Here is a 17,938-nt window from a genome sequence, read left to right on the forward strand (position 1 = left end):
CTCGGCTGGGAGAACTCCACGCTCGGCTTCCCCACCACCAACGAGTACAGCGTCGACGGCGGCCGCCGCAGCGATTTTCAGAACGGCTACATCACCTGGACACCGTCGGGCGGCACCGTCGTCCACCGGGCCGGCTGAACCCGCGGCTGTCGCCGCGGGCGGCCACGGCAGGCGGGCGGAGCCGCACCCGCGTCCCGGGAGCCGATGCGCGTCCCCGATGGCGCCGCGCGCGACGGCCCTCCTCCGTCTCCCGGGACGGCGCCGCGTCGTCGTTCCCGGCCCGTCGGCTCACGGGGGCACCGACAGTCGGCCGACGGGGCACCCGGGCGCCGGCCAGCGGCCCACGGGATGCGCCGGCGTGGTCTCTGCCGGGCGGCCGCGCCGACCCGGGGGCAGGGGGACGACGCGACCGGAGGGTGTTCGGCCCGGACGCCGTCCGCGGATGGGAGCGGCCCGGTGGCCGGCGTCTCGACCACCGAGCCTGGGGTCCTCTGTGTGCCGGCACGCAGACGGCCCCTGCTCGGGTTCTGCCCGTGCGCGTCGTGGCCCAACCGGATCGGGGGCAGCGGACGTTCAGCCGGCCGCCGGGCCGTCGACCCGGAACTCCCCCGTGCGGACGAGCGTCTCGGCTATCTCCCGGACCTTGCGGTTGCGCCGCATGGAGACCGCGGCCAGCGCCTGGAACGCCTGGTCGGCGGTGAGCTTGTGCCGCTCCATCAGGATGCCCTTGGCCTGGTCGATCACCGCCCGGGACTCCAGGGCGATCTGCAGGTTCTCCGCCATCTCCCGGGCGCTCTGGTACGCGTACATGTTCCCCACTGCGACCCCGGCATAGGGGGCGAACCGCACCGCGGCCGACCGGGCCTCCTCGTCGAAGGCGTACGGCTTGCGGGCGTAGATGTTGAGTGCGCCCGCCACCTGTTCCTGGACGGGCAGCGGCACCGACAGCGAGCTGCCACTGCCCCGCTGCCAGGCGGCCTGGCCGTAGTCGGGCCAGCGGTCCTCGACGCGCGCGTCGGCGATCTCGACCAGCTCGCCGGTCGAGGCAGCGTGCAGGCAGGGGCCGTAGCCGCGGCCGTACTGGCTCTCGTCCAGGTCCAGGGCGAGCTGGCCGGTGTAGACCGTGGTCGTCGCCTTGTCGTTGACCAGCAGCGAGATCGATGCCTCGATCTCGCCCGGCAGCACCTGCTTGACCAGGTCGGCGACGGTCTGCAGCACCGACTCCATCGAGTGGTCCCTCAGCGCCAGGTTGCCCAGGCGTGCGAGCGCGTCGGTGGCGTCACGGGACAGGGGTCCGTCAGAGATGGACAGGTCGACCTCCGGTCGGTGGAGCACCGGGGATGGCGACCTCGGCGAGGGCCCCGCACTGAGGCCCCGCTCGCGTGCACGCCGCTGTCTGACGCACGTCAGTGCCGCATGACGGCACCGATGACGGCACCGATGACAACGTTACCTGCCGGAGCATGATCGACACCGTTCGCACGCGGCCCGACTCGTTCACCGGCCCCGGCTATGCTCCGGGTGCCACAGCGTCACACAGCCGGCGTGCGGCAGCGGGGTCGTCGACCCCGTTCTCAGCGGGTCCTCGGTGATCTCCCAGGGCCCGTCTCCCCGCCGGCGCATGCAGCTGCCCGGTGCCACCTGCCGCCGGAGTACGACGTTGACTCGCCCCACCCCTGATCCCGACGCCGACCTGGTCCAGCTCGCCTTCGACGAGCTGGGCCGGATGTCGTTCGCCGAGCACTCCCTGGAGTCGGTGCTGCAGCGGGTCACCGACCTGGCCGCCCGGGTGCTCTCCGGAGACCCCGCGATCTCGGTCACCATCGTCGCCGACGGCCGCTCGTCGACCGTTGCCGCGAGCGACCCCCTCGCCCTCGACCTGGACCTCGTGCAGTACGCGCAGGGCTCCGGGCCCTGCATGGAGGCGGCGACGACGGGTGCGGTGGTCGAGCTGCTGGACACCGCCGCGGAGCAGCGGTGGGGCCCGTTCCCGCAGGCCGCTGCCGAGCGCGGGTGCCGCGGGGTGCTGTCCTTCCCGCTGCCGCCGCAGGAGCTGATCACCGGCGGGCTGAACGTCTACGCGCGCACCACCCGGCCACTGGACGAGCAGACCCGTCGGACCGCGGCCCGGTTCGCGGCCTACGCCGTGGTCCCGGTGTCGAACATGTACCTCTACGAGACCGCCGTCGGCCGAGCCGAGCACCTGCGCGCGGCGCTGGACTCCCGGGCGGTGATCGACCAGGCCAAGGGCATCCTGATGGAGCGCTACAAGTGGCCGGCCGACCGGGCGTTCTCCGCCCTGGCCGAGCTGTCGATGGAGACCAACCGGAAGGTCCGCGACATCGCCGAGCAGTTCGTGCAGACCGGCGAGCTCCCCTCCGCCTGACCTGCCGGGCCTGAGCGGTGCGGGCAGGATCGCGGCCATGAGCGAACCGCAGCGCCGCGAGTCGGGACTGACCGTCGAGACCCGAGGGCACGTCCGCGTACTGACCCTCGACCGGCCCGAGCGGCGCAACGCGCTGTCCTCGGCGTTGCAGGCCGACCTGGTCGACGAGCTGCTCGCCTGCGCCGAGGACGCCGACGTCCGGGCCATCGTGCTCACCGGGAACGGGCCGGCCTTCTGCGCCGGGTTCGACCTCAAGGAGATCCGGGAGCGCGACCAGCGCGGGGAGCCCTTCCGGCCACCGATGAACCGCCCCGGGCGCAACCTGTTCGAGGTGCTCGGCGAGACGTACGTGCCGGTGATCGCCGCCCTCGGCGGGCACGCCGTCGCCGGCGGCTTCGAGCTGGCGCTGGCCTGTGACATCAGGATCGCCGCACCCGGGATCAAGCTCGGCCTGCCGGAGGCGACGATCGGCATGGGCGCCAACTACGGGTCCGTCGTGCTGCCCAAGCGCATCCCGACCGGCATCGCGCTGGAGATGCTCTTCACCGGCGAGTACGTCACCAGCGAGGACGCCGCCCGCTGGGGGCTGGTGAACCGCGTCGTCCCGGTCGACGACGTCCTCCCCACGGCCCTGGCCCTCGCCGAGCGGATCGCCGGCAACGCCCCGATCTCGGTGCGCCGGATGAAGGAGACCGCGGTCAAGGGGCTCGAGCTGCCGCTGGCCGCGGCGCTGCGGCTGGACGTCGGACCGAACCCCTACCTGAGCGAGGACCGGCGCGAGGGGATCGCCGCGTACCTGGAGAAGCGGCCGCCGCAGTGGTCCGGCCGGTGAGGGACAGTGGAGGGGTGACCGCACCGTCTGAGAAGCCCGCCGACGCTGGCGCCCGCCGCGCCGACGAGTACCTGCAGCTGCTGGCCGACGGCCGGCCCGAGGACGCCGAGGCGCTCCTCGCCGGGCTGTCCGACGTCCGGGAGCTGGTCTTCCTCGGCGCCGGCCTCACCACCCGGGCCCGCCGCACCGGCCGCACCCTGCCGACGGCGATGCGCGCCCAGTCCAGCGCCCGGCAGGTGCTGCTCGGCCAGCTGCGCGACCGCAACCGGTACGACGTCGACGGGCTGCGCACCTGGCTGCGGGAGGCCGCCGCCGAGGTGCAGACCGTGGAGCGGCTGGCCGAGGCGGCCCGGCAGCGGCTGGGCGACCAGGCGTCCGCCCGCTGAGCTCAGCTCGTGGCGCGCAGCGCGCTCAGCTGGTGGCGCGCAGCGCGCGGGGCAGCGTGACCGCCAGCGGCAGCGCCAACGCGAGCAGCACCGCCACGAACACGTAGCTCAGCGGCAGCCCGACCTGCGCGGCGACCGCCCCCACCGCCAGCGCACCGATCGCGGTGCCGGTGTCGTAGCAGGCGTTCCACACCGCGCTGACCGTCGTCGTCTGCCCAGCCCCGGCCCGGGCCAGCGCGATCACCAGCGTGAGGTTCTGCACCGCTCCGTAGGCGACGCCCAGCGCGAAGGCCCCGGTCAGCACGGCCGTGGCCCCGCCGGCGCCCTCGACCTGGAGCCCGAGCGCGACCAGCAGCATCCCGACGACCCCGCTGGCCAGCGTGGCCGGCAGCAGCACCCGCGCCCCCAGCCGGTCGACCAGCACGCCCGCGCCCCACCGGAACAGGGCGGTGCTGACCCCGAACACCAGCAGCGCCACCACCGCCAGCGCGCCGTCGGGCAGCTCGATCGGCAGGAAGGTGACCAGCCCGCCACCGGCCAGGGTCACCACCAGCAGCACCAGCGACGGCGCGGCCGCGGCCCACACGGCCGCACGCGACCCACCCGGGGCGGGCACCTCCGGCGGGCCGAGCGCCCGCACCAGCCCCGGCACGAACGCCAGCGCGAGCACCGGCGCGGCCGCCATCGCGGCGACCCACGGGAAGTGGCCGGCCAGGGTGAGCGCCGTCCCGCCGGGCACCGCCGCGAGCGTCGGCACCGAGATCGCCAGCCCGTAGATTCCGATCGACTCACCGCGCCGCTCCGGCGGCACCACCTGGGCGGCGATCGTCGAGCCGAGCACGGTGAGCACCGCGAACCCCAACCCCCGGACCACCGAGACGGCGGCGAACCAGCGCACGTCGTCGGCCAGCAGGTAGAGCGGGGACGGCGCCCCCAGCGCGATCAGCCCACCGGCCAGCACCGGGGCGATGCCCAGCCGGGCGACCAGCGCCGGCACCGCCATCTGGGCGAGCACGGTGGCCACCAGGAACACCGTGGTCACCGAGCCGGCGGCGGTGAGCCCGGCGCCCAGCGCGGCGGCGTGCGCGGGCAGCGCCGACAGCAGCAGCGAGTAGCTGAGGAACCCGAGGGCGTTGAGCGCGAACAGCGACCGGACGGCCGGCAGTCGCCACAGCGAGGGCCGTCGCTCCGTCGTCGTCACGTCCCGTGCCCCCGTCCCGGTTCCCAACTCCTCCCTCGACTCAATACGGTCGGGGCATGGAAACCACGGACAGCATCCCGGCGACCACCTCGATCGTCGTCATGGGGGTCTCCGGCTCCGGCAAGTCGACCGTCGCGAACGAGCTCGCCCGCCGCCTGCAGTGGGAGTTCATCGAGGGCGACGACCTGCACCCGCCGGAGAACGTCGAGAAGATGCGCAGCGGCACCGCGCTGGACGACGAGGACCGCTGGCCGTGGCTGCGCCGCATGGCCGAGCTGATCGGCGAGCACGAGGCCGCCGGGACGTCGTTCATCCTAACCTGCTCCGCGCTCAAGCGCAGCTACCGCGACCTGCTCTGCGACGGCCACCCCTCGGTGTGGTTCGCGCACGCCGACACCTCCGAGGAGGTGCTCACCGAGCGGCTCGCCGCGCGCAAGGGGCACTACATGCCGCCGAGCCTGCTGCGCAGCCAGCTGGACACCCTGCAGCCGCTGGGCGACGACGAGCCGGGCGCCGTCGTCCCCGGTGAGGGCTCGGTGGAGGAGACGGTCGGCCAGATGCTCTCCGAGCTCTGCGACGAGCGGCAGATCCCCCTCCCCCGCTGAGCCGTCGATCATCGGCGAGCGGCTGCCCGACCCGCCGGCACGGGCAGCCACTCGCCGATGATCGACGCTGCGGCTGCTACCCCATGTGCGGGTAGCGGTGGTCGGTCGCCGGGACGAACGTCTCCTTGAGCGACCGGGTGCTGGTCCAGCGCAGCAGGTTCTGCGCCGCGCCGGCCTTGTCGTTGGTGCCAGAGCCGCGGCCACCGCCGAAGGGCTGCTGGCCGACGACGGCGCCGGTGGGCTTGTCGTTGACGTAGAAGTTGCCGGCCGCGTGCCGCAGGAACCGCTGGGCGTGCGCGATCGCCGTCCGGTCCTGGGCGATGACCGCACCGGTCAGCGCGTAGGGCGCCACCGACTCCATCTGCCTCAGCACCGTGTCGTAGTCGGCGTCGTCGTAGACGTGCACGGCCAGCACCGGGCCGAAGTACTCGGTGGTGAAGACGTCGTGCTCGGGGTCGGTGCCCTCGATGACGGTCGGCCGCACGAAGAAGCCCTCGCTGTCATCCGCCGTCCCGCCGGCGACGACGGTGAGCGCGTCGTCGTCCTTCGCCGACTCCAGCACCTTCGACAGCTTGGTGAACGACTTCCGGTCGATGACCGCGCCCATGAAGTTGGAGAAGTCGGTGACGTCGCCCATCGGGATCTCCTCGACGGTGCCGATCAGGTCGTCACGGATCCGGCCCCAGAGGCTGCGCGGCACGTAGGCCCGCGACGCCGCCGAGCACTTCTGGCCCTGGTACTCGAAGGAGCCGCGGATCATCGCGGTGCGCAGCACGTCCGGGTCGGCGGAGGGGTGGGCGACGATGAAGTCCTTGCCGCCGGTCTCCCCCACGATCCGCGGGTAGCCGCGGTAACCGGCGATGTTCTCCCCCACCGTGCGCCACAGGTGCTGGAACACCGGGGTCGAGCCGGTGAAGTGGATGCCGGCCAGGTCGCGGTCGGCGAGCACCACGTCGGAGACCGCGACCCCGTCGCCCGGCAGCATGTTGATCACACCCGGCGGCAGGCCGGCGGCCTCGAGCAGCCGCATCAGGAAGTGCGCGGCGAACTGCTGGGTGGGGGCCGGCTTCCAGATGACCGTGTTGCCCATCAGGGCCGGCGCGGTGGGCAGGTTGCCGGCGATGGCGGTGAAGTTGAACGGGGTGACCGCGTAGACGAAGCCCTCCAGCGGGCGGTGGTCGACGCGGTTCCAGACGCCCGGGCCGGAGACCGGCTGCTCGGCCAGCACCTGGCGGGCGAAGTGCACGTTGTAGCGCCAGAAGTCGATCAGCTCGCAGGCGGCGTCGATCTCGGCCTGGAACGCCGTCTTGCTCTGCCCGAGCATCGTGGCGGCGTTGAGGGTCTGCCGCCACGGCCCGGCGAGCAGGTCGGCGGCCTTGAGGAACACCGCGGCCCGGTCGTCGAAGGACAGCTCCGACCAGCCGGGGGCGGCGTCCTTGGCGCAGCGCACCGCCTCCTGGGCGTCGGCGGCGGTGGCGGCGGCCGACGTGCCGAGCACCTGGGCGTGCCGGTGCGGGGCGACGACGTCGAAGGCCGCGCCGCCGGCCGTCTTCTGCTGCCCGCCGATGGTGGCGGTCAGCTCGACCGGCGAGGCGGCGAGCTCGGTGAGCCGCTGCTGGAGGGCGGCCCGCTCCGGCGAGCCGGGGGCGTAGTCGCCGACCGGCTCGTTGCGCGGCGCGGGGACCTGGGTGACGGCGTCCATGGGGTGCTCCTCAGGAGACGGGTGGCACCAAAATGGCCATTTTGGTGGGGCGGTTCAGGACTTGGTGGCGAGGGAGCGGAGGAAGAACTGCAGGTTGGCCGGGCGCTCGGCGAGGCGGCGCATGAAGTAGCCGTACCAGTCGCCGCCGTAGGGCACGTAGGCCCGGACGGTGTGCCCCTCGGCGGCGAGGCGGGTCTGCTCGTCGGGGCGGATGCCGTACAGCATCTGGAACTCGTAGCTGTCGGACGAGCGGCCGGTCTCGGCGACCAGGTCCAACGTCTGCTGGACGAACCGCGGGTCGTGGGTGCCGGCCATCGGGTAGCCGGGCCCGCGGACCAGCGTCTCCAGGCAGCGGCCGTAAGCGGCGTCGACGTCCGCCTTCTCCTGGTACGCGACCGAGGCCGGCTCGTGGTAGGCGCCCTTGACCAGCCGCACCCGCGACCCGGGGACGGCGAGGGCTCGGGCATCGTCCTCGGTGCGGTGCAGCATCGCCTGGAGCACCGCACCGGTGGCCGGGTGCTCGCGCCGCAGCTCGGCCAGGACGGCGAGGGTGGCGTCGACCGTGCGGGAGTCCTCCATGTCCAGGGTCACCGTGGTGCCCAGCGCCGTGGCGGCCTCGACGACCGGGCGCACCAGCTCCAGCGCCAGGTCGTCCCCACCCACTGGCAGCGCCTGGCCGAAGGCGGACAGCTTCACCGACACCTCGGCGGCCCGGCCCAGGCCCAGCGGCGCCAGGGCCTCGAGCGCGGCCAGGTAGGCATCGCGGGTGCGCCGGGCCTCGCTGCGGTCGGTCACGTCCTCGCCCAGGTGGTCGAGGGTGACCGCCAGGCCGTCGGCGGACAGGGCCTGCACGACCTCGATCGCCTCGGGGAGGGACTCCCCGGCGACGAAGCGCTCGACCACCCGGCGGGTCACGGGCGTGCCGGTGACCACGCGGCGGAGCCCGGGACGGCGGGCGGCGGCGAGGAGTGCCTTCTGGGTGAGCACGGGGGGCCTCCGACGGGGCGGTCTGCTGCGTGGTGGTGCGGTGCCCCGAACGCTAGGGACGCCGACCCACCGCGCACCAGCGACAGATGTCCGGACTCGCCGGGGAACCCTCGTACGATCGTCTGAGACGGCGAGAGGAGGTCCCGGTGCGCGACGACCTGCAGGACCTGGTGGACGAGGTGTCCCGTCTGCTCGCCGCCCCGGCGACGCTGGAGGACCGCGACTTCACGATGCTCGCGTTCTGCGCGCACGACGAGCCGGCGAGCACGGCGGCCGGCAGCGCCGGCGCCATGATGGACGCCGTCCGGGCGCGGTCGATCCTCGGTCGGGGCTCGACGGCGGAGGTGCGTCACCGGTTCGAGGAGTTCGGCATCGCCGACGCCCTGGACCCGCTGCGGGTCCCGGCCGACCCGGCGGCCGGCATCTTGACCCGGCTGTGCCTGCCGGTGCGCGCGGGCGGGCGGTTGCAGGGGTACCTCTGGCTGCTCGACGAGGGCCGCACCGACGTCGAGGACCCGGCCGCCCCGGGCCTGGCCGAGGCGGTGGCGCTGGCCGCCGAGGCCGGTCGGCTGCTCGCGGAGGGCCGGCCCGGCACCGCCGACCTGTCGGCGGCGTTGCGCGCTGCACTCACCGGCAACGCCCCCGGGCGGTCGCTGCGGGAGCTGACCGACGCCCTGGGGGGCGACCGGACGACGGTGACGCTGGTGGCGCTGCACCCGGCTCCGCCGGGGCTGCCCACCGACTGGACGCCGCCCGGGGCCGGGGCGGTCAGCGCGGTCCTTCCCTCCGGCGGCGGGCCTGCCGCGGCGGTGGCGGTCCTGCTCCCCCTGCCCGGGGACGCCGACGCCCGTCCGGCCGGGGCGCTGAGTGCGGCTGCCCTGGGGCAGTTGCCTGCGGGTAGCACGGCCGGCGTCGCCGCGCCACGGCGCGGCTGCCTGGAGCTGCCCGCCCAGTGGCACGAGGCGCGCACCGCGGCGCGGGTCGCCGCCGTCGACCCCCGGCTCGCCCCGGCGGCGTCCTGGTCCGAGCTCGGCCCGTGGCGGCAGGTGGCCGCGCTGCCCGGACCGGACCCCGCACTGGCCCGCCTGCTGGCCGACCCGGTGCTCACCGGCACCGCCGAGGTGTGGCTGGACTGCGCCGGCAGCCCGCAGCGCGCGGCGGCGCAGCTGTGCATCCACCGCCAGACGCTCTACTACCGGCTCGGCCGGATCTCCGAGCTGACCGGGCTCGACCTCGCCGACGGCGCCGACCGGCTGCTGCTGCACCTGGGCGTGCGTGCGGCGCGGCTCACATCCACGAACCCGGTTCCGGAACTCGCCCGCCGCAACGGTGACCTAAGCTCAACAGGCTGATGACTTCTGCTCGACGAGCGTCTGCCCGGTCCGGGAACGACGCCACGACCGACGGGGACCGCGTGGCCGACGACGCCGACGTGCCGCGCCGCCCGCGAACCGGGGCGCCGGCAGAGCACCAGCCCGTCGAGACGCGGCGGCCCTCCACTCCGGCGACGAACGGGGCCTCCGCATGACGGACCAACTACAGGCCGGTCCCTGGCTGGCGCCGGGTGAGCCCGTCGACCTGAGCAACTGCGAGCGCGAGCCGATCCACGTGCCCGGCAGCATCCAGCCCCGCGGTGTGCTGCTGGCGGTCAGCGAGCCGGACATGGTGGTCCGTCAGGTGTCCCGCAACCTCGCCGACGTCGTCGGCATCGCCTGGGACGACGCCCTGGGGCGTCCCCTCGCCGACGTCGTCGGACTGGCGCCGGCCGAGGCGATCGCCCGGTCGGCCAGCGCGTTCGGCGACCTGCGCGAGCGCAACCCGGTCGAGCTGATCCTGGACTGCGACGGCACCCCCTGCCCGGTCGACGCGATCCTGCACCGGGCGACCCACGCCCCCGACGGCAGCGTCGTCCCCGACGCGGCAGCCGCCCCGCCGCTCAGCGACCAGGCGGTGACCCCCTCGGCCAGCACGCTGGTCATCGAGCTCGAGCCTGCCTTCGGTCCGCGGCCGTTCTCCTTCCCGAACACCTACCAGGCGGTGCGCGGGACGATCGCCGACCTCAACCGGGCCGGCTCGCTGCAGGGCCTCTTCGACATCACCGCCGAGGCGGTACGGGCGCTCACCGGCTTCGACCGGGTGATGGTCTACCGCTACGACGCCGAGTACAACGGCGAGGTCGTCGCCGAGGCGAAGCTCCCCGAGCTCAACTCCTTCCTCGGGCTGCACTACCCCGCCTCGGACGTCCCGGCCCAGGCCCGGGCGCTGTACGAGAAGAGCTGGATCCGGCTGATCTCCGACGTCGACTACACGCCGTCGCCGCTGGAACCGGTCGACCTGCCCGCGACGGGTCAGCCGCTCGACCTCACCTACGCCACGCTGCGCAGCGTCTCGCCGATCCACTGCGAGTACCTGCAGAACATGGGCGTGCGCGCCTCGATGTCCATCTCGCTGATGCGCGGGGAGAAGCTCTGGGGGCTCATCGCCTGTCACCACTACACCGGCCCGCACGCCCCGCCCTATGCCACCAGGGCTGCGGCGGAGTTCCTGGGTTCCGCGCTGTCGCTGCGGCTGGTCGACCGGACCGAGGACGAGGAGCACCGGCGGGCCCTGCGGGTGCGCTCGACGATGGCGTGGCTGACCGCTGCGGCGCTGGACGAGGACCGGCCGCTGGCGGAGACCATGCTCGGCCGCCCGGGTCTGCTCGACGTCGTCCCGGCCTCCTCGGTGGTGGTCAACCTGCAGGGGCACTCCGGCAGCGCCGGCGTCCCACTGTCCCCGGAGACGGCCGGTGTGCTGGCCCGCTGGGCCGGACGGCAGTCCAGCGACGTCGTCAGCACCGATCGGCTGCCCCTGGTCGCGCCCCAGCTGGACGCCCCGGCCGAGTTGGCCTGTGGCGTGCTGGCCCTGCCGCTGCCCGAGGGGCAGTACGTCATCTGGACCCGCGCGGAACAGGTGCACTCGGTCGACTGGGGCGGCGACCCGCACAACAAGGCGATCGCCGAGCGGGAGGGCGACTCCGTGCGGCTCTCGCCGCGCAAGTCCTTCGACCGCTGGCGGGAGACGGTGCGCAACCGCGCCGAGCCCTGGACGCCGGCGGAGCTGGCCGAGGCCGGCGAGCTGCGCAACAACCTGCTGGAGGCGCTGTACGCCCGCTCCCGGCGGGTGGCCCGCACCGCGCTGACCCTGCAGCGCAGCCTGCTGTCCGAGCCACCGAACCCCGACCACCTGGACTTCGCGGTGCGGTACGTACCCGCGGCGCGGGAGGCGCAGGTGGGCGGCGACTGGTACGACGTGTTCCAGCAGCCCGACGGCGCCACGGTGCTGGTGATCGGCGACGTCGTCGGGCACGACACCGAGGCCGCCGCCTGCATGGGCCAGCTGCGCGGGCTGCTGCGCGGCATCACCTACGACAGCGACGACAGCCCCGCCGGTGTGCTCCGGCGACTGGACCGGGCCATGGCCGGTCTGGAGCTGAAGACGATGGCGTCGGTGCTGGTCGCCCGGCTGGAGCAGACCGACGACGAGGTCCAGCGCGGGGTCACCCGGCTGCGCTGGGCCAACGCCGGGCACCTGCCGCCGGTGGTCGCCGGCCCCGACGGGGAGATCGAGGTGTACGACGGCGCCCGCGCAGACCTGCTGCTCGGCGTGGAACCCACGGCCCAGCGCCAGGACCACGTCCGGACCATCCCCCGCGGGTCGACCGTGCTGCTCTACACCGACGGTCTGGTCGAGCGCCGGGACCAGCTGTTCGACACCGGGGTCGAGAGGTTGCGCGAGGAGTTCGGCCGGGTGTGGCAGGCACCGGTCGGCGAGCTGGCCGACCAGCTGCTGGCCCGGATGCTCCCCGACCGCGCGGACGACGACGTCGCGCTCGTCGCCGTGCGGCTCAACCCGCAGGACCGCCCCGCCTGACCGGCACCGGTCAGGCGGGCGGTACCAGGTCCGCGAAGACGACGGTGTTGTCCAGGTAGCTGTCGGCCAGCTCGTCGAACACCCCTCCGCAGGTGATCACCCGCAGTCCGGCGTGGTCGAGGTCGCCGTACACGGCGGCGGTCGGGAAGTCGTCCTTGTCGTACTGCCCGACCTCCCGCACGGCGAACACGGCCGTGCTCCCGTCGGCGCGGGACACGGTGATCTCGTCGCCGGGCACCACGTCGCGCAGCTCGGCGAAGACCCCGGGCGCGCCACCCCAGTCGACGTGGCCCGCCAGCACCGCCGGCCCCCGCTCCCCAGGCGTCGGCGCCCCGGTGTACCAGCCGGCCGGGAAACCGCCGGCCGGCACCTCCATCGTGCCGTCGGCCTGCAGGCCGAGGTCCATCAGCTCCGAGTCCACCCCGATGGCCGGGATCTGCACCCGTACCGGGACGGACGCCGTCAGCACGGCGGGCAGCTCGGGGGTGGCAGCCGAACCGGCCGACGTCGAGGTGGCCGCCGCTCCGGCCGAGGGCGCGGTCGGCGTCCCACCGGCGCAACCGGTCGCCCCGAGGGCGACCAGCGCGGCCAGGCCGACCAGGCGCAGCTGAACCGGTCGCCGGCGTGCTCCGGCCGCGCGGCCGGAGGTCACGGCGTGGTCGACGTCGACCCCTGGGGGGTGCTGCTGCCGTCACCGGTGTCCACGGAGCCGACCGGCACCCGGCCGACCTGGCCGTAGGAGGTGGGTCGTTCCGTCGTGCCGGTCGGCGTCGCGGTGGGTGTGGGGGTACCGGTCGGCGTCGCGGTGGGTGCGGGCGTGTCGGTCGGCGTCGCGGTGGGCGGCGTCGTCGTCGGGGGCGGCGTCGTCGTGGGCGGCGTCGTGGGGGGTGTCGCACAGGCCGGCCGGATGATCGTGTTGCTGTCCAGGGTCACCGCACCGCTGGAGAGCACCGAGCCCTCCAGCGTCGCGCCGGTGTTCATCGTGGTGTCCGTCAGGGTCAGCACGACGCCCCGGAAGACCGAGTTCACGCCCAGCGTGGTCGAGCTGCCGACCTGCCAGAAGACGTTGCACGCCGTCGCCCCGTTGACGAGGCTGACCGATGTGCCCGGTTGGGTGATGAGCGTGGACCCCGCCTGGAACAGGAAGACCGCGTTGGGGTCGCCCTGGCCGTCCAGGACGAGCGGCGTGGGGCCGGCGATGCTGATCGCCGAGGGCGACGTGTAGATGCCGGGGGTGAGCGTCTGTCCGGCCAGGTCGGCCGAGATGGTGTCACCGGGTCCCTGGCCGGCGGCCGACACCAGGGCGTTGGTCAGGGCGGCGTTCGCGCTGGCGGTGACGCTGTCGTTGCCGTGGTTGGTGCCGGTGAGCGCGATCGAGGTGGTGCCGACCATCGAGGGGTCGGACGCGCCGATGTCCCCGGCGATCACGGTGGGCCCGGTGTTCGAGAACGACGATCCGGACAACACGGCGAACGGCTCTGCCGTGCCGAGGGGCACGGCGGTCGCCGCTGGCGCTGCCTGGGCACTGCCCGCGGTGACGAGGACGAGGGACGAGGCGGCCACCATCGCGACGCCGCAGAGGGTGGTGCGCCGCACGCCGACCGACCGGAACGGGTCACGACGTGTCCGGCGGGTGGGGCTGGGGAGTGTGCTGGGGACCGACGCCACGTCGGCGCTCCTGTCTCCGACGCGGGGGTCGGACTCGCGGTGCGCTGGGGACGTCATCGGCGTGGGTGCCGGTGCTCGGGGTGCCCTCCCCCCGAACAGTACGGAAGCGTAGTCGTGCAATGACTCTTTGTAGTCCCAATGGGTGACGGACTGACCGGCTCCCTTTGGCACCATCTGCTCAGGCCGCGACGTCGCCCCGCAGCGTGCGGAGCAGCTCTCGCACCGCGCTCGGGCCGGCCCGGTTGGCCCCGATCGTGCTCGCCGAGGGGCCGTAGCCCACCAAGTGCAGCCGGGGTTCGGCGACCACCCGGGTCCCGTCCATCGCGATGCCCCCGCCTGAGGCCCGCAGGTGCAGCGGCGCCAGGTGCTCCAGCGCCGGCCGGAAACCGGTGGCCCACAGGACGACGTCCGCCGGCACGAAGCGCCCCGGGTCGCCGTTCCAGACCACCCCGTCGGCGGTGAGCCGGTCGAACACCGGCAGCCGGTCCAGCACCCCCCGGGCCCGGGCGGCGAGCACCGCGTCGGTCTCGACCAGCCCGGTCACGCCCACGACGCTGCCCGGGGGCAGCCCGGCGCGCACGCGCTGGTCGACCAGCGCCACCGCGGCCCGGCCGGCGTCCTCGTCGAACCCGCCGCTGCGCCAGACCGGCTCGCGCCGGGTGACCCAGGTGGTGTCGGCGACCGCGCTGATCTCGATCAGCTGTTGCACCGCCGACGTGCCGCCGCCGACGACGACCACGTGCCGGCCGCGGAACTCCTCGGCACCGCGGTAGTCGGCGGCGTGCAGCTGGCGACCACCGAACAGCTCACGCCCGGGATAGGTCGGCCAGAACGGCCGGGTCCAGGTGCCGGTGGCGTTGACCAGCCCGTGCGCCGTCCACTCCCCTGCGCTGGTGTCCAGCGCGAACCCCTCGGCGGTGCGGCGCACCGACCGGACAGCGACCGGCCGGTGGACGGGCAGGTCGAAGCGCTGCTCGTAGTCGGCGAAGTAGTCGGCGACCACCTGACTGGCCGGTGCCGCCGGGTCGGCAGCGGGCAGGGGCAGGCCGGGCAGCGGGTGGATCCGGTGGGCCGCGTCCAGCCGCAGGGAGGGCCAGCGGTGCTGCCAGGCGCCGCCCGGCCCGGCGTTCCCGTCGAGGAGGGCGGAGTCCGCACCGGCCCGCCGCAGCGCATGCGCCGCCGCCAACCCGGCTTGACCGGCACCGATCACCACCACGTCGTTGTGCACGCCCGGCCGAACACCGCAGAGGCCCGTCGCATGCCACGGTGCCGCCCGGCCCTCTCCTGCGAGGGGTGCGGCGGAGAGGCTCCTCCCTCAGCTGCGGACGGCGGTGAGCAGCCGGGGCCGCAGTGCACCCGAGCCCAGCAGCCGGCCGACCCGGCCGGACTGCTCCTCGGCCTGCGCCCACGCCGGGTGGTCCCCGTGCCGGCGCCGGACCTCGGCGTCGACCGCGTCGGCCCGTCGCTGCCACTCCGGCGGGCTGTCGCCGAGATCGGCATCGGCGGTGCCGGTGACCGCGAAGCCCGCCCCGGCCAGCAGGGCGTCGACCTCCGCGGGGGTCGGGAAGCTGTTGCCCTCCGGCAGCGGCGGCGGCAGCGGCGCCTCAGCCACGAACACCAGCAGCCCGAGCCGGCCGCCGGGCACCAGCACGCGGGCCAGCTCGCCGAGCATCGCCGGCTTCTCCTCGGTGGTGCAGAGCACGCCGAGGGTCCAGGCGGCGTCGAAGGAGGCATCGGCGAGCGGCAGTGCCTGGGACAGCGCCACCACCGACGGCAGCCCGAAGAGCGCGCGGCTGGCGTGCACGGCCTCGACCATCGGCTCGGCGCAGACCGCTCGCACCCCCCGGTCGGCGGCCAGCCAGCCGGCCGGCCCGCCGACCCCGGCGCCGGCGTCGAGCACCCGGTCCCCGGCGCGGAGGGCCAGCGCGTCGGCCAGCCAGCGCAGCGCACCCTCGCTGCCGCTGCCCCGGCAGCCGGCCGGCACGGCGTGCTCCGGCCCGAGCGCGCGCACCGCCTCCTCGGTCCAGCCGGCCACCGTGCCGAACTCCGACTCCATCGCCTCGCTGGCGATCTCGCTCACGTGCCCTCCCGGATCCTGGTGGCCACCTCGGCCTTGACTGCTGCGGCCGCTGCCGGCCCGCCGGCCGACGCCAGCCCGGACAGGTTGACCCCCACCACGCCCGGCACGGCGAGCAGGGCCCGCGCCTCCCCGACCGCGGACTCGATGCCGGCGGCCACAGGGTCGGGGGCGGCGAGCACCCGCTCGACGGCCGCGTCGTCGAGGTGCAGGCCGGGGAAGGCCTGGAGCACCCGCGCGGAGCGCTCGTCGGTGTAGACGGCGACCGAGGCGAGGAACGGGAGGGTCGCCCCCGCCGCCCGGGCGGCGGTGGTGAAGGCGGCGAGCCGGGCCGGGCCGGCCACGTGGTTGAGCACGCACAGCCGGGCGCCGGCGCGCTCCTTCTCGGCGACCCGCTGCGGGCGCAGCGGTACCGGCGGCGCATCCGGTGACTCCGGCACCGCCGCGGTCAGCCCGGCCGCGGCAGCCAGGGCGGCGAGCCGGGTGCCGTCGAGGTCGAACACCGAGCTGACGCCGGGCCGCACGCCCGGGCCGCGGCCGTCGCCGGTCACGCAGAGCACCCCGTCGACGCCCACCGCGGCCAGGCCCGCGAGCTCCTGCTCCAGGACCACGCGGTTGCGGTCCCGGCAGGCCAGCGTCGTCCACGGCCGACCGCCGGCGCCCAGCACCTCCTGGGCCATCAGCGTGGGCGGGAGGTCGGGCCGGTTCTGGTGCTCCCCGACCAGCAGCCCGTCGCTGACCGGCGCCAACGCGGCCACGACCGCCCGCACCGAGGCCGGGTCGAACGGGCGCACCGTCAGGTCGGTGAGGACGACGGGGCCGATCCGGGCCCGGTCCAGCAGGCCACCCGGTGGAGGCAGCGGCGCCGACGGGGTCGGCTCGGTCCAGCGTGGCAACGGCGGGGCCAGGAAGACGCAGGGGTGCGGCGCCAGCTCACAACCCCCGTCGTCGCGCACCCCGCCGCACGGCCCGAAGACCATCCGCTTGGGGCAACCGGGCCGTTCCTCGGCGCGGATGGCGCTCCTCTGCTCCGCTGCGCCCACCCCTGGTCGCTGACCCGGCGCACCCCGGCCGAAACCCTGGGCGCCCGCTGTGTGGCCGCGCAGGCACCGATGTGTCCCGATCACCGTCTTCGGGCACAGGGGGCTCAGTCGGAGAAGACGACGAGGAGGTGACCCGTGACGCAGCGCAACCAAGAGCACCAGACGCCCCAGCACCAGCGGGTCGAGCACCAGGGGTACCGGCACGTGGGGCACGTGCTCCAGCCGGGCAGGGACCTGACCCGGGTCGTGGGCCCGGTGCTCCGGAAGGCCCTGGCCGCCGGGGAGCCGGTGGTGATCGCCTGCCCCGAGAAGGTGGCGAGTGCGCTGGTGACCGCCCTGCGGGAGGCCGGGGACGTGCACGTCGCCCCGACCCAGCCGGTCGACGGCCGACCACCGGCCGTCCTCGCGGCGATCACCGGGCTGGTCGACGAGTGCGCCCCGGTGGCTGGCCGCCGCCTGCACCTGGTGACCGGGCCCGGCGGAGCGGACGCCGATCCGGCGATGTGGCTGCAGACCGAGGCCCTGCTGAACCACGTGCTCGCCGAGCGCCCGGTCGAGCACATCTGCCTGCTCGGTCCGCCCGTCGAGGGTGGCCCGGACGTCGACGCCGTCGCCCGGGCCACCCACCCGTGGCTGTTGACCGAGGAGGGCGTCGTCCGCAGCCCGGACTTCCGGGCGCCCGACGAGATCCTCCGCGAGGTGCAGCGGGCCACGATCCCCGATCCGCTGGAGGAGACCGAGCCCACGCTGTCCATGGTCGACCTCGACGACATGCGGGCGCTGCGCCGGGCTCTGAACCGGGTGCTGGCCGACAGCGCCCTGTCCCCGGACGCCGCGCAGGACTTCGTGCTGGCCATAGACGAGGTGACCGCCAACGCCTCCGAGCACGGCGTGCCGCCGGTCGACGTGCGGCTGTGGTGCACGCCGGAGCGGCTGCTGTGCGCGGTCACCGACCGGGGCACCGCCTTCGACGACCCGCTGGTGGGCTACGGACCGGCGCACGGGGACATGGGGGTCGGCGGGATGGGCCTGTGGCTGGCCCGCCGCTCGGTCGACAGCCTGACCGCGTCGCCGGCCGACGACTCCGGCGACGGCTGCACCGTCCGCCTGGTCGTCAACGCCTGCTGACAGCCCCCTCC

The 17,938-nt window shown here is 74.8% G+C and carries 17 protein-coding genes; 8 read left to right on the plus strand and 9 right to left on the minus strand.

Features of this window, described 5'->3' with window-relative positions; translation table 11 throughout:
- A partial coding sequence (locus O2W15_RS23935; protein WP_442928867.1) for an LGFP repeat-containing protein occupies positions 1-138 on the plus strand: 138 nt, incomplete at its 5' end.
- Positions 139-573: 435 nt separating this feature from the next.
- Here O2W15_RS23935 and O2W15_RS00830 read toward each other — a convergent pair.
- Positions 574-1,227: a GAF and ANTAR domain-containing protein gene (locus O2W15_RS00830; protein WP_269178514.1), complete on the minus strand. Its 654-nt coding sequence runs from the start codon at positions 1,225-1,227 to the stop codon at positions 574-576.
- A 433-nt stretch (positions 1,228-1,660) separates the two neighbouring features.
- Here O2W15_RS00830 and O2W15_RS00835 point away from each other — a divergent pair, with 433 nt between their 5' ends.
- Genes O2W15_RS00835 through O2W15_RS00845 form a run of 3 tightly spaced genes read left to right on the plus strand, consistent with a single transcriptional unit; the run spans position 1,661 to position 3,604 of the window.
- Entirely contained in the window at positions 1,661-2,386 is a 726-nt protein-coding gene (locus O2W15_RS00835) for a GAF and ANTAR domain-containing protein (protein ID WP_269178003.1), read from the plus strand.
- 37 nt (positions 2,387-2,423) lie between these two features.
- Positions 2,424-3,218, plus strand: coding sequence for an enoyl-CoA hydratase/isomerase family protein (locus O2W15_RS00840; protein ID WP_269161834.1), 795 nt, complete (start codon positions 2,424-2,426; stop codon positions 3,216-3,218).
- Positions 3,219-3,232: 14 nt separating this feature from the next.
- Positions 3,233-3,604, plus strand: a complete 372-nt coding sequence (locus tag O2W15_RS00845; RefSeq protein ID WP_269178004.1) for a hypothetical protein — start codon at positions 3,233-3,235, stop codon at positions 3,602-3,604.
- A gap of 25 nt (positions 3,605-3,629) precedes the next feature.
- On the opposite strand, the gene O2W15_RS00850 is transcribed toward O2W15_RS00845, so the two are convergent.
- Positions 3,630-4,805 carry an MFS transporter gene (locus tag O2W15_RS00850; RefSeq protein WP_269178005.1) on the minus strand — a complete coding sequence of 392 codons (1,176 nt, stop codon included), beginning with the start codon at positions 4,803-4,805 and terminating at the stop codon, positions 3,630-3,632.
- A gap of 56 nt (positions 4,806-4,861) precedes the next feature.
- Between O2W15_RS00850 and O2W15_RS00855 the strand changes: the two genes are divergently transcribed.
- Positions 4,862-5,410: a gluconokinase gene (locus tag O2W15_RS00855; RefSeq protein ID WP_269178006.1), complete on the plus strand. Its 549-nt coding sequence runs from the start codon at positions 4,862-4,864 to the stop codon at positions 5,408-5,410.
- A gap of 76 nt (positions 5,411-5,486) precedes the next feature.
- Here O2W15_RS00855 and pruA read toward each other — a convergent pair whose 3' ends face one another.
- Both pruA and O2W15_RS00865 read right to left on the minus strand, forming a co-directional pair.
- Positions 5,487-7,112, minus strand: a complete 1,626-nt coding sequence (gene pruA / locus O2W15_RS00860) for an L-glutamate gamma-semialdehyde dehydrogenase (protein WP_269161830.1) — start codon at positions 7,110-7,112, stop codon at positions 5,487-5,489.
- Between the two features lie 54 nt (positions 7,113-7,166).
- Entirely contained in the window at positions 7,167-8,099 is a 933-nt protein-coding gene (locus O2W15_RS00865; protein WP_269161829.1) for a proline dehydrogenase family protein, read from the minus strand.
- Positions 8,100-8,245: 146 nt separating this feature from the next.
- On the opposite strand from O2W15_RS00865, the gene O2W15_RS00870 reads away from it, so the two are divergent.
- Positions 8,246-9,451, plus strand: coding sequence for a PucR family transcriptional regulator (locus O2W15_RS00870; RefSeq protein ID WP_269161828.1), 1,206 nt, complete (start codon positions 8,246-8,248; stop codon positions 9,449-9,451).
- 172 nt (positions 9,452-9,623) lie between these two features.
- On the plus strand, positions 9,624-12,011 hold the full coding sequence (locus O2W15_RS00875; RefSeq protein ID WP_269178007.1) for a SpoIIE family protein phosphatase: 2,388 nt from the start codon (positions 9,624-9,626) through the stop codon (positions 12,009-12,011).
- Between the two features lie 10 nt (positions 12,012-12,021).
- On the opposite strand, the gene O2W15_RS00880 is transcribed toward O2W15_RS00875, so the two are convergent.
- From O2W15_RS00880 to O2W15_RS00900, 5 genes are all read right to left on the minus strand, one after another.
- Positions 12,022-12,663 (minus strand): class F sortase, encoded by a 642-nt coding sequence (locus O2W15_RS00880; RefSeq protein ID WP_269161826.1) that lies wholly within the window; start codon positions 12,661-12,663, stop codon positions 12,022-12,024.
- Entirely contained in the window at positions 12,660-13,679 is a 1,020-nt protein-coding gene (locus O2W15_RS00885) for an ice-binding family protein (RefSeq protein WP_269178008.1), read from the minus strand. The genes O2W15_RS00880 and O2W15_RS00885 overlap by 4 nt, the downstream gene beginning before the upstream one ends.
- Before the next feature lie 178 nt (positions 13,680-13,857).
- The gene (locus O2W15_RS00890) at positions 13,858-14,907 is read right to left on the minus strand and encodes an NAD(P)-binding domain-containing protein (RefSeq protein ID WP_269178009.1); all 1,050 of its coding nucleotides are present in this window, start codon (positions 14,905-14,907) and stop codon (positions 13,858-13,860) included.
- Between the two features lie 87 nt (positions 14,908-14,994).
- The gene (locus O2W15_RS00895; RefSeq protein WP_269161823.1) at positions 14,995-15,759 is read right to left on the minus strand and encodes a class I SAM-dependent methyltransferase; all 765 of its coding nucleotides are present in this window, start codon (positions 15,757-15,759) and stop codon (positions 14,995-14,997) included.
- Positions 15,756-16,799, minus strand: a complete 1,044-nt coding sequence (locus O2W15_RS00900) for a methylenetetrahydrofolate reductase C-terminal domain-containing protein (RefSeq protein ID WP_269178010.1) — start codon at positions 16,797-16,799, stop codon at positions 15,756-15,758. The genes O2W15_RS00895 and O2W15_RS00900 overlap by 4 nt, the downstream gene beginning before the upstream one ends.
- 135 nt (positions 16,800-16,934) lie before the next feature.
- Here O2W15_RS00900 and O2W15_RS00905 point away from each other — a divergent pair, with 135 nt between their 5' ends.
- A complete protein-coding gene (locus O2W15_RS00905; protein WP_269178011.1) occupies positions 16,935-17,927 on the plus strand; it encodes an ATP-binding protein in 993 nt (330 codons plus the stop codon).
- Positions 17,928-17,938: the final 11 nt, after the last annotated feature.

Source organism: Modestobacter sp. VKM Ac-2979, assembly GCF_026967995.1.
Taxonomy (GTDB): Bacteria; Actinomycetota; Actinomycetes; order Mycobacteriales; family Geodermatophilaceae; genus Modestobacter.